This window comes from Marinobacter sp. F4206 (assembly GCF_019392195.1).
In the GTDB taxonomy this organism is placed as follows: domain Bacteria; phylum Pseudomonadota; class Gammaproteobacteria; order Pseudomonadales; family Oleiphilaceae; genus Marinobacter.
The window spans coordinates 1,952,431-1,964,210 of sequence record NZ_JAHXKI010000002.1 but is presented as its reverse complement, the minus strand read 5'-3'; the positions used below and the strand labels follow the sequence as shown (position 1 = coordinate 1,964,210).

11 protein-coding genes are annotated in these 11,780 nt (G+C 61.7%); 2 read left to right on the top strand and 9 right to left on the bottom strand.

Annotated elements, in window-relative coordinates; genetic code table 11:
* Positions 1-2 precede the first annotated feature (2 nt).
* From KZO34_RS11325 to KZO34_RS11290, 8 genes are all read right to left on the bottom strand, one after another.
* Positions 3-866: a branched-chain amino acid ABC transporter permease gene (locus KZO34_RS11325; RefSeq protein WP_219476476.1), complete on the bottom strand. Its 864-nt coding sequence runs from the start codon at positions 864-866 to the stop codon at positions 3-5.
* Between the two features lie 165 nt (positions 867-1,031).
* A complete protein-coding gene (locus KZO34_RS11320) occupies positions 1,032-2,696 on the bottom strand; it encodes a long-chain fatty acid--CoA ligase (protein ID WP_219476475.1) in 1,665 nt (554 codons plus the stop codon).
* A 24-nt stretch (positions 2,697-2,720) separates the two neighbouring features.
* Positions 2,721-3,500 (bottom strand): 5'/3'-nucleotidase SurE, encoded by a 780-nt coding sequence (gene surE, locus KZO34_RS11315; protein ID WP_219476473.1) that lies wholly within the window; start codon positions 3,498-3,500, stop codon positions 2,721-2,723.
* Positions 3,497-4,561: a phosphotransferase gene (locus tag KZO34_RS11310; protein WP_219476472.1), complete on the bottom strand. Its 1,065-nt coding sequence runs from the start codon at positions 4,559-4,561 to the stop codon at positions 3,497-3,499. The genes surE and KZO34_RS11310 overlap by 4 nt, the downstream gene beginning before the upstream one ends.
* A gap of 168 nt (positions 4,562-4,729) precedes the next feature.
* A complete protein-coding gene (locus tag KZO34_RS11305; RefSeq protein ID WP_219477292.1) occupies positions 4,730-5,497 on the bottom strand; it encodes an SDR family NAD(P)-dependent oxidoreductase in 768 nt (255 codons plus the stop codon).
* A gap of 22 nt (positions 5,498-5,519) precedes the next feature.
* Positions 5,520-6,722, bottom strand: a complete 1,203-nt coding sequence (locus KZO34_RS11300) for an acyl-CoA dehydrogenase family protein (protein ID WP_219476470.1) — start codon at positions 6,720-6,722, stop codon at positions 5,520-5,522.
* A 32-nt stretch (positions 6,723-6,754) separates the two neighbouring features.
* Complete coding sequence (locus KZO34_RS11295) at positions 6,755-7,195, bottom strand: PaaI family thioesterase (protein ID WP_219476467.1); 441 nt, start codon at positions 7,193-7,195, stop codon at positions 6,755-6,757.
* Positions 7,195-7,989 carry an SDR family NAD(P)-dependent oxidoreductase gene (locus KZO34_RS11290; RefSeq protein ID WP_219476465.1) on the bottom strand — a complete coding sequence of 265 codons (795 nt, stop codon included), beginning with the start codon at positions 7,987-7,989 and terminating at the stop codon, positions 7,195-7,197. The genes KZO34_RS11295 and KZO34_RS11290 overlap by 1 nt, the downstream gene beginning before the upstream one ends.
* 145 nt (positions 7,990-8,134) lie before the next feature.
* Here KZO34_RS11290 and KZO34_RS11285 point away from each other — a divergent pair, with 145 nt between their 5' ends.
* Positions 8,135-9,736, top strand: coding sequence for a class I adenylate-forming enzyme family protein (locus KZO34_RS11285; RefSeq protein WP_219476463.1), 1,602 nt, complete (start codon positions 8,135-8,137; stop codon positions 9,734-9,736).
* Positions 9,737-9,739: 3 nt separating this feature from the next.
* Here KZO34_RS11285 and KZO34_RS11280 read toward each other — a convergent pair whose 3' ends face one another.
* Positions 9,740-10,480 carry an enoyl-CoA hydratase/isomerase family protein gene (locus tag KZO34_RS11280; protein ID WP_219476461.1) on the bottom strand — a complete coding sequence of 247 codons (741 nt, stop codon included), beginning with the start codon at positions 10,478-10,480 and terminating at the stop codon, positions 9,740-9,742.
* A 163-nt stretch (positions 10,481-10,643) separates the two neighbouring features.
* Between KZO34_RS11280 and dctP the strand changes: the two genes are divergently transcribed.
* Positions 10,644-11,690 carry a TRAP transporter substrate-binding protein DctP gene (gene dctP / locus KZO34_RS11275; protein ID WP_219476460.1) on the top strand — a complete coding sequence of 349 codons (1,047 nt, stop codon included), beginning with the start codon at positions 10,644-10,646 and terminating at the stop codon, positions 11,688-11,690.
* Positions 11,691-11,780: the final 90 nt, after the last annotated feature.

Genomic DNA, 11,780 nt, shown 5'->3' with positions numbered 1-11,780 from the left:
GATCAGTGCGCCCCCTTTGCGAACAGGCCCTGTGGGCGGATGGAGAGAATCAGTACCAGCAGGCCGAAGGCAATGATGTCCTTGTAGGCGGTGGAGATGTAGAAGCCGCCAAAGGCTTCGGCAAACCCGATGATCATGCCGCCGGCAATGGCACCGGGAATGCTGCCCATGCCGCCAAGGATGATGATCACGAAGGCCTTCATGATGACCAGGTGCCCCATGGCCGGGTAAACCAGGTTGATGGGCGCGTACAGGGTGGCGGCCACCGCGGCGAGGGCACCGGATATTGCGAAGGTCATCATCGCCACCCGATTGGCGTCGATACCGACCAGGAACGCGCCTTCCCGGCTCTGGGCCATGGCAATGATGGTGGCGCCGGTCATGGTCTTGCGCAGGAACATCTGCAGGGCAAACACCAGCACAAAGGCGCCGACGATGATGAGCAGGCGCTGCTCCGGAATGATCAGTCCGTCAAAATTCATGATGCCGGTGAACGGCGAGCTCATGCGCCGGAAATCCGAGCCCCAGAACATCTGAACCAGCGCTTCCAGGAACAGCAGGATGCCAATCGCGGCGATCTTGTCGTGGATCGGGGGCGAGTGCCTCAGGGGGTGAAACACCAGCCGCTCACAGAGAATCCCCAGGATCGCGATGACGGCCGCAGACCCGGCCATGGCCAGCCAGTAATGGACCCCCAGATCGACCATGAAGAAGTAGGACATGAAGGCACCGACCATGTAGAGCGCGCCGTGTGCAAAGTTCGGAATGTGGAGTATTCCGTAGACCAGGGTCAGGCCCAGGGCTACGAGACCGTAGATACTCCCCAGGGTTAACCCGTTGATGACTTGCTGCAGGAAAAGGTTCAATTCTGCCCCTCCGTTGTTTGTTTTTATCGGAAATCGTTGGGCTCAGTTCTGCAGGGCATGACTGCCCTGCGGCTTGAATGAAACAATTACACCGATCGTCTCAGTTGTCAATTATTTAAAATCTAGTTTCGCTCTGCGATTTATTTAACTCTGTTTTAGCCATCTTCAGGCGCTTTCATTCCACTCCTGCTCCTGAAGGGCCCGCCACATCAGCTTGCCGGTGGGCGACTTCGGCAGCGCCTCCACAAACTCCACGAGCGTGGGTACCTTGTAGGCCGCCATCTGATCCTTGCACCACCCGGTGATGTCCTCGACAGAGGTCTTGCCGTCCGCCTCCGGGGTCAGCACGATGCAGGCCTTCACGGTCTCGCCCCGCTTGGGATCGGGCGAGGAAATGATGCACACCTCGTGGATGGCCGGGTGCCGGTACATCAGTCCTTCCACCTCGGACGGCCAGACCTTGAAGCCCGAGGCGTTGATCATCCGCTTGACCCGATCGACCATGAAGAAATAGCCGTTCTCGTCGTAGTAACCGAGGTCTCCGGTACGGAAGAAACGCTTGCCGTCGATCTCGACAAAGGCCGCCTCGGTTTCCGCCGGGCGGTTCCAGTACCCGATCGTGACCTGCGGGCCACAGGAGACAATCTCGCCAGTCTCCCCCGGGGCCTTTTCTTCCAGGGTGTCCACATCAATGATGCGGCTGTCCACGTCGAACACCGGAATACCCAGGCACTGGGGTTTGGGGTGGGCATTCGGATTGATGTGGGTCGCCGCCATGGTCTCGGACAGGCCATAGCCTTCGATGTAGTCCAGTCCGGTCATCGCTTTCAGTTTTTCGGCCACCGCGACCGGCATGGCGGCGCCACCACCCCCGATCATGTTGAGGCTGGAGAGGTCGTACTGGCCGATGTCCGGATTGGACAGGAAATCCACCGCCATGGTCACGATGTTGGTCCAGCCGGTGACGCTGTACCGCTCAATGAGTTTCGCTGCCGTGGTGCGCTCCCATCGGGTCATGATCACCGAGGTCGAGCCACTGAAAATGGGGCCGTTCATGGAGCCGGTCATCCCGGTCACGTGGAAAAACGGCAGGGTGGCCAACTGCACACTGTCCGGGGTGCTCAGGTTCCAGAACACCCGGTGGACCGCCGTGGCCATCACCGAGCGGTGCGTATGCATGCAACCCTTGGGTGCGCCGGTGGTGCCAGAACTGTAGGGAATCACCGCCAGGTCGTCCGGGGTAGCCGTATGGGCGCCCGGGACATGCCCGGCCGCCATGGCCGACTCCCAGCTCACCACACCGGGGAGTTCTTTAGACCAGGGCAGAGCGGCTACTTCCGCCGGCAGATCCAGATCGGTGTCGGGTTTGATGTAGGTGCTGTAGGACGCCACCACCACCTGCTCCAGATCGGTTTCCTCGAGCAGTGGTGCAATGAATCCCGCCAGTTCCTGGCCGGCAAGGCACACCGCGGCCCCGGTGTCGGCAATGTAGTGCTCAAGCTCCGCGGCGCGGTTCATCGGGTTGACCGGAATCACCACTGCGTCGGCACGCAGGATGGCGTAGTAGGAAATCACGTACTGCGGCGAGTTCTGCATGTACAGCAGCACCCGGTCGCCTTTCTTCACGCCCTGGGCCTGCAGGTAGCCGGCCATGGCCTCGACTTCATCCAGCAGCCGGCGATAGGTGATCGGTGCGTCGTAGAAAATGATCGCGGTGTGGTCCGGGTACCGGCGGGCCGTTATGTCCAGATTGGTGAACACGCTGGTCTGCGGCAGGGTCATGGTCTTGGGCAGCTCGTGCGGCCAGACCTTGTAATGGCGTGTGAACATGGTTGTTGTTCTCCCCAGGGTTAATCAGTCAGCCGCCAATGCGGACAGATCGAATTCGTTGGCGCCCCCTGGCAGGGGGTCTTCGTGTCGTAGTGGTGTAATGGCAATGGCCCGGTCCCGCAGCACGGTCACGTCGGCATCCGGCGCCACGATGTGGCGGGAGTCGCGTTCAAAACCGAGCCACCAATAAGGCAGGCTCCGGGCGTCCCGCCCCGCCATCAGACGGGCGCGTTGAATCGAGCCGGTGGACTGCCGACACCAGGTCGCCCGGCTAATGTCACTGGCGTCGCAGGCCGGGAAGTTGACGTTCCAGGCCCGCACCCTGTCCGGCTGCCAGAGCTTGCGGATAACCGCCTCGCCGAACTGTTGCACCGGTGCCCACTGGATACCCTCCCGGGACAGGAACGCCTGGCTGAGGGCAATGGCGGGAATGTTCATGTGCACGGCACTGAGCACCGCACCCACGGTGCCGGAGTACTGCACCGAATCACTGATGTTGGCTCCGCAGTTGACGCCGGAGAGCACCAGGTCCGGCGGCGTCTCCTCAAACCACTTGGCCAGGGAATAAAGCACGCAGTCTGCCGGCGTACCGGACACCGCGTAGCGCCTCGGGCCGGTTTCATAGACCCGCAGCGGATCGTGAATGGAAATGCTCTGGCCGGCGCCGCTGCGATCGTGTTCCGGCGCCACGACCCAGACCTCTTCGGCCAGGTTGCCGGCAATCGCCTCCAGCACCGCCAGCCCGGGGGCATTGATGCCGTCGTCGTTGGTGATCAGGATGCGTTGAACGATGGGACCCGTCATGGCTGTGCTCCTTCGCTGGCAATTTTCCAGCCCACCTGGGCGAGCAGGCTGGCACGTTTGCCCACATCCAGCGCGTTGGCGTTCGCGGCGTTGCCATCCAGGGCGCGCTTGTAGACACCCTGCAGGATGGCGGCCAGACGGAACAGAGAGAACGCCAGGTACACATGCCAGTCATCGATGCCGTCGCGTCCGGACTGGTCGCAGTAGCGGGCGATGGTTTCCTGCTCGCTGGGAATACCCAGCGCCTCAAGGTCTTCCCCTTGCAGGCCGCGCATACCCTCCATGTCCGAGGGCAGGTAATAAGGAAGACAGTAATAGGCCAGATCCGCCAGCGGGTGCCCGAGGGTGGACAGTTCCCAGTCCAGGATCGCAATCACCTCGGGCTTATCCGGGGCCAACATCAGGTTGCCGAACCGGTAATCGCCATGGGCGATGGCGCACTCATCGTTGGCAGGGAGGTTCTCCGACAGCCACGCCATCAGCTTGTCCATGGCCGGCATATCGTCAGTCTTCGATGCCAGATATTGCTTGGTCCAGCGCGACACCTGCCGGGCCACGTAACCCTCGGGCCGACCAAAATCACCAAGACCAACCGCGTTCACATCCACCGAATGCAGTTTCGCCAGGGTATCGATGGCAGAGAGATGGGCCGGCATTCGCTCCTGACGGTCCAGCGCCCGCAGGGCCGAATGGCTGACAATCCGGCCTTCCATGAAGTCCATGACGTAGAACGGCGTGCCAATGATGTCGCTGTCCTCACACAACACCCGAACCTTCGGAACCGGCACGTCGGTGTGCTCGGACAATGCACGCATCACCTTGTACTCACGCTCCACCATGTGGGCAGAGGGCAGCGTCTTTCCGGGTGGTTTCTTGCGCAGGACATAACGGCCATTGTCGGTGTCCAGCAGAAACGTGGGGTTGGATTGGCCGCCCTGAAACTGTTTCACCGCCAGCCGATTACCAATCTCCGGTAACTCCTTTTGCAGCCAAACCAAAAGCCCGGCTTCGTCGAATTTGTGCGCTGGCAGAACGTCCACCAACTCCGGCTCCATACTCATCGTCTCAGCCTTTTTCAATCTTTGTGTACCGCAGCCCGCACCGAGTTCCGCGGACGGCGGGTAGGGTGCCTTTGTGCAGGGAACAAAGGTGTCTGAGCGCAGCGAGTTCTTTTTCCCGGAAGAAAGGCACCCCTCCCACCGGCCCACCGCCACGCACGAGAATCTGCCTCAGCAAATGGTTTCCCCACCGTCCGCGACGATCACCTGCCCAGTGATATAGGCACTGGCCCTGGTGGACAGAAAAACCGCCAGCCCGGCAATGTCGACCGGGTCGCCGATTCGGCGCAGCGGCGTCTTGTCTTCCGCCCGCTTGACCCGCACCGGGTCTTCCCACAAGGCCTTGGCAAAGTCAGTCTTGATCAGACCGGGGGCAATGCTGTTGATGCGGATGCCCTTCGGGCCCCACTCCACCGCCAGATTCCGGGCCAAGGCCGCTTCCGCCGCCTTGGACACGCCGTAGGTGCCAATAGTGGTGTTACCCCGGATGCCGGCGATACTGGATAGCAGAACCACCGCACCTTCACCTTTCTCGGCCATCTGCGGCAGCACCATGTTGGTGAGCCAGAAGGTGCCCTTGACGTTGGTGTCCATGATCTTGTCCCAGGCCTCGTCGGTCATTTCCGACGTTGGGCCGTAAACCGGGTTGGTGGCGGCGTTGCACACGAGCACGTCGATGGCGCCCCAGGCTTCGTTGGTTTTTGCCACGAGATTCTGCAGGTCGTCTTTCTTACCGACATGGCAGGGAATGGCGAGGGCCTCGTAGCCCTGCTCTTTTAACTCATTCGCCACCTGCTCGCAGGCCTCGGCCTTGCGGCTGGAAATCACGACCTTCGCGCCCAGACGGGCCATTTCTTCCGCGATGGAACGGCCAATACCCTTGGTGGAGCCGGTAATCAGGGCCACCTTGCCGGTCATATCAAACAGCGGGTTGTTCATCATTCGATCCTCTTGCTCAAAACTAGCGGTACTGGCGAAGCTCAAGCTTGGCCACGGAATCCAGATGCACCTCATCCGGCCCGTCCGCCAGACGCAGGGTCCGCACCTTGGCCCAGGCCGACGCCAGGAAGGTGTCCTGACTCACACCGGCGCCGCCGTGCACCTGAATGGCCCGGTCGATCACCTTCAGCGCCATGCTGGGCGCAATCACCTTGATCATGGCAATTTCCTGACGAGCCACCTTGTTACCCACGGTGTCCATCATGTGCGCCGCCTTCAGGGTCATCAGCCGGGCCTGCTCGATCTCAATGCGGCTGCGGGCGATATCCTTGCGAATGGAATCGAAGCTCGACAACGGCTTGCCGAAAGCCTCGCGCTCATTGGCGCGCTTGCACATCAACTCCAGGGCCCGCTCGGCCACCCCGATGGTGCGCATGCAATGGTGGATGCGGCCCGGCCCAAGTCGGCCCTGGGCAATCTCGAATCCGCGGCCTTCGCCCAGCAACATGTTGCTGGCCGGCACCCGAACGTTGTCGTAATGGATCTCGGCGTGGCCGTGGGGCGCGTGGTCATAGCCAAACACCGTCAACGGGCGGATCATCTTCACGCCCGGGGTATCCAGCGGCACCAGGATCATCGACTGCTGCTTGTGCTTTTCCGCAGTCGGGTCGGTCTTGCCCATGACAATGGCGATCTTGCTGGTGGTGGTCATGGCGCCCGACGACCACCATTTCTTACCGTTGATAACGTACTCATCGCCTTCGCGACGAATCTCGCAGGCAATATTGGTGGCGTCGGACGACGCGACATCCGGCTCGGTCATGGAGAAGCAGGAGCGGATCTCGCCGGCCAGCAGGGGCTTCAGCCACTGCTCCTGCTGCTCGGCGTTGCCGTAGCGGGCGATGGTTTCCATGTTCCCGGTGTCCGGCGCGGAGCAGTTGAACACTTCCGGCGCCATTTCCGAACGCCCCATGATTTCGCACAGGTGGGCGTACTCGAAGTTCGTCAGCCCGGCGCCGTACTCACTCTCCGGCAGGAAAAGGTTCCAAAGGCCCGCGGCCTTCGCCTTGCCCTTGAGTTCCTCAATGATCGGCACCGGCGCCCAGCGGTTCTCTGCCTGTTCGACCTGCTCATGGTGCTTGTGCTCGTTCGGATAGATGTACGCATCCATGAACTCGTTCAACTGCGCCTGCAGTTCTTTCGCCTTGTCAGACAGTTCAAACATGTCCGCTTCCTCTTGTTGGTCTTGTCAGAAAATCAGATCGGGACGCCTTCCGGCTTGTCGCTGCCGGAGCGAATCCGGAAGGTGCCTTCGGCGATGGCCAGCAGGTTGCCCTGCTCATCGTGGACTTCACCGGTGCTGTTGAATATCCGGGTACCCCCGGCGCGCTTGCGTCCGGTGACGCGGATGGTTCCGCTCGAACACTGGCCGGTGAACGTGGTGGTCAGCGACAGGGTGATGGCCTTGCGCATTCGACCGGGATAGGGGCAATAGGTACCGGCCTGGGCCATGGCAATATCCAGCAGCGAGGTCAGGACGCCGCCATGGATCACGCCGCCCAGGTTGAGGTGTCGGGGCTGGAGTTCCAGCGCAATGACCGCTTCGCCATCCACCCATTCCGCCTGGTGATAACCCAGCAGACTGTGGAAGCCCGCCAGCTCGGAACCATGGATGAACTCGGAATTGTGATCGCTCATCAGACTTTCATCCCCGGTAGATTAAGTGATGCCGTGTTGCCACCGTCCACCGGCAGTGCCTGACCGGTGATGTAACTGGCATCATCACTGGCAAGGAACAGGATGGCGGCGGCTATTTCCTCGGGATCGCCGTAGCGACGAAGTTCGCAGCGGGCGCCCAATTTGTGGGCTTTCTCGTTGGCGCGGGCGTAGTCAAACACGGCCCGGGTCATGCCACTCTCGACCAGGCCGGGGCACACCGCGTTCACCCGCACGTTGTCGCCGCCCAGATCGCAGGCCGAAGTCATGGTGAGATTGATCACGCCAGCCTTGGAGGCGCTGTAGGCATTACCGCCGGCGCCGGAACGGATGCCTGCCACCGACGCGGTGTTGACGATCGAACCGATCTTACGAGTCTGCATGTGGGGCGCCACGTGCTTGATCAGCAGCATGGTGCCCACCAGGTTCACCGACAGGACCTTGTCCCACTCCTCGCGCGTATTGCCGGTCACCGACGGATGGCCGCCCGTGGTGCTGGCGATGCCGGCGATGTTACACAGGACATCGATCTTGCCGAAGCTGGCCAGGGTCTCGTCCACAAGAGCCGCCACCTGGGCTTCGTCGGCGACATCCACCACACGGCGCAGGCATTCCGAGCCCTCGGGCAGGCTGTTTTCGGTTTCCACCAATCCCGATTCGGAGGTATCTGCCATCACCACGCGGGCCCCTTCCCGGGCCAGACGCAGGGCGGTTGCCCGACCAATTCCGCTGCCGGCACCGGTCACGATGGCCGTCCGGTTATCAAAACGCGCCATGCCACTTACCCCTCATGTGTCTGCATTGTTTTTGTCTTGGCGGTTTTAGCTTGCTCATTAATTTGTCACGCCTTCCGGTTTTGAGTCAATATATTCGAAAGGTAATTTCACTAGATAAAACACAGTAGCACCGGAGCGGCAGAAAATGAAAAACAACATGCAATCGATGCCCGTCTATGCACCTGCGGAAAACGGGGAAGCCCTGAACCCCATCGGACACCAGATTCAGACGCACGCCCTGCACCGGGGCGACCAACCCGCGCTCATTGACGAGCGGGAGACCGTCAGCTGGCGCGCCCTGATGGACCGGGTAAACCGGATTGCCAACCGCCTCAGGGACGCCGGGCTCGAATCGGGCGAGTCGGTCGCAGCCCTGTCCGAGAACAGCGCGGACTATGTCGCTGTGTACCTGGGTACGTTGGTGGCGGGCGGTTGTATGGTGCCGCTGTCCGGCATGGCCAGTGCGGACTCGCTGACCCTGATGCTGGAGGACTGCGGGGCCCGATTCCTGTTCGTCTCCCCCACAAATGCCGAGCTGTTATCGGCCTTTCGGTCCCGGCTGACGAGCCTGGACGACAGTCGCATTCTGGCCCTCTACGGCAACGGTGAGGGCATCGGCCCCGGCCTCAACGACTGGCTGGACGGCGCCTCTGCAACCCCTGTACCCGCGCCAGTCACGCTAGACGATCCCTTCAATATCATCTACAGCTCCGGGACCACCGGCACGCCCAAGGGCATCCTGCACGACTACCGCTTTCGCCAGCGCCAGATCCTGCGCATGAGCCGGTTCGGGCTGGACGGCGACGCCATCAACCTGGTTTCCACCCCGCTGTATTCCAATACCACGCTGGTGTCGGTGCTACCCACCCTGTTCTTCGGCGGCACTCTGATCCTGATGGCGAAATTCAACGCGCATCGGTTCCTTGAACTGTCGGAGCAGCACCGGGTCACCCACGCCATGCTGGTCCCGGTCCAGTACCAGCGCATCCTGGCCGAGCCGGAGTTCGACCGCTTCGACCTGTCCAGCTACAAGCTCAAGCTCTGCACCAGTGCGCCCTTGCGGGCCGACGTCATCGCCGACGCCATGGCCCGCTGGCCCGGCAACATCCGGGAGGTCTACGGCCTGACCGAAGGCGGTATTTCAACCTGCCTGGACTGCGCCGCCCACCCGGACAAGTGGGAATCGGTCGGCACACCTACCGAGGGTGCCGAGGTGCGGGTGATTGACGACAGCGGCCGGGAGCTGGGGCAAGGCGAGGTTGGTGAAATCGTCGGGCGTGCCATTTCCATGATGCGCGGTTACGTCAACCGGCCGGAACAGACGCAAGAGATGCTGTGGACCAGCCCGGAAGGTGAGGTTTTCTACCGGAGCGGCGATATGGGGCGCATTGACGAGGATGGCTTCGTCTACATTCTCGATCGCCGCAAGGACATGATCATTTCCGGCGGTTTTAATATCTACGCGGTGGACCTGGAGAAGACTCTGCTGGCCCACCCGGCGGTGGCCGATGTCGCGGTGATCGGGATACCCAGCGAACACTGGGGCGAGACCCCGCTGGGGCTGGTGGTTCGACACCCCTGGTATACCGACAGCGAGACCGCGATCCTCGACTGGGCCAATGAGCGGCTGGGCAAGTCCCAGCGCTTGGCCCGCATCGAGTTCCGGGACGATCTGCCACGATCAACCATCGGCAAGGTGCTCAAACGGGAGCTGCGCGCCCCTTACTGGGACAGGAACACGCACTGACGTTCACCGGCGGGCCAGTCGATCCAGTGCTGCCCGGCAGTCTTCCGACCGGAGCCGCTCGGAGAATACTGCCCGCTCCCGTTCCAGCGCCGCCTTGATCTGGTCACGCCAGGGCGCTCGCATCAGGCGTTTGCTGGCGCGCAGCGCCTCCCGCGGCTTGCCGGCGAGTCGTCGGGCCAGCGCCAGCGCTTCAGCTACGGCGGCGCCATCCTCCACCACCCGGCTGGCCAGCCCGCACTCCCGCGCCTCGTCCCCCTTGAGGACCTCACCCAACAGCAACAGGTCCGCCGCCCGACGAGCCCCCAGATGCAGCGTCATGGTCACCGTCGAAGCCGCTTCGGGCACCAGTCCCAGATCAACGAACGCGGTCTTGTAGGTGGCGCTGCGGGCCGAGATTACGGTATCGCAATGCAGCAGCATGGTGGTGCCGATACCGATGGCCAGCCCTTCAACGGCGGCAATTACCGGGATATCGCAGTTCATCAGGGTTTCGATGAAGGCCAGTCCCGCCGACGGCCTGGGGTTGTCATCCGTGGCGCGGGCGCGAAAATCATCCAGATCGTTACCGGCGGTGAACACCGCCCCGGCCCCGGAAATAACAATGGCACTGACCCGTTCATCCTCGTTGGCAGCGCTCACAGCGCGAGCCAGGGCCTCGTACATGGTCCGGGTCAGCGCGTTCTTCTTGTCCGGACGGTTGATCACGAGGTGGAGAACGCCGTCGGCCTGCTGTACATCGATCATTGGGCTATCCTTCTGACACAGTTTTCGGTTGTCGCCTCCAAACATCCTATTGCAAACAACCAATCTTGTGATAGATTCAGAGAACATAAATTCACCATGCAGTTAACAGTTCTGCACAGTGAAACACAAAGAGACACCACTACAATAACGAATGAGGCCCGTCATGACTCTTTTTGCACATGCCCGCAAAACCCTGACCGTTTACGCGTCAGCCCTGACCCTGGGGATTTCCGCGGCCCTGAGCGCCGGCCCGGCCGCTGCCCAGGACACCTACACCTGGAAGGTTCAGTCACACTGGCCCGGCTCCAGCAGCTCCTACACCGACAGTCTGGAACGACTGCAGCGGGTTCTGGATGAGCGTACCGATGGACGCCTGCAGCTGAAACTGTACGAAGCCGGTGCCCTGTTCAAGGCCAAGGAAACCTTCAACGCCGTCAGCCGTGGCATTCTCGAGATGGGCACCATCTCTCCGGCCTACGCCCAGGACAAGGTGTCCCTCGCCGGCATCGCCTCCGGCCTGCCGTTCGCGTTCCGCAACGTATGGGAAGCCGCGTACTTCCACCAGAACCTGGGCTTCGAACAGATGCTGCGCGACGAAGCCGCCGAGCATGGCGTCTACTGGGCTACCGACAAGGTCTACCCGACCGAGATGGTCGTGAAGAAGCCGATCACCAGCTGGGACGACTTCACCAGCCTGAAGATCCGCTCCTCCGGTGCCCTGCAGACCTTCCTGACCGAAGCGGGTGCCGCCGCCTCCTACATCCCCGGCGGTGAACTCTACTCTGCGCTGGATTCCGGCATTGTCGATGGCGCTCACTGGGGCGCATCCCAGGGCGCCTTCAGCATGGGCCTGTACGAAGTGGCCAAGTACCATGTGCAACCCGCCCTGAACATCGCCGGCACTGACGCCATCATTGTCAGCCAGAAGGCGCTCGACAAGCTGCCGGAGGACATGCAGAAGATCGTCAAGGACACACTGCAGGAGCAGTTCTGGATCCGCACCAACGAGTACCAGTACAAGGAACGCATCACTCTGGCCAAGGCGATCGCCGAGCAGGGTGTCGAGGTCAACGTACTGCCGGACGAAGTCCAGGACAAACTGGTTCAGACCGCCCAGACAATGTGGGACGAGGAAGCCAAGCGCAGCGACAACGCCAAAAAGGCGCTGGCGATGCTGAAAGAGTACCTGGCTGAGCTGGGCTACCTCTAAGCCCCGCGAACCAGGCACAATCAGGGCCGGAGCCTCGCGTCTCCGGCCTTTTGCCCCCCGAATACAATCACCGTTCTTCTGGAGAAAGCC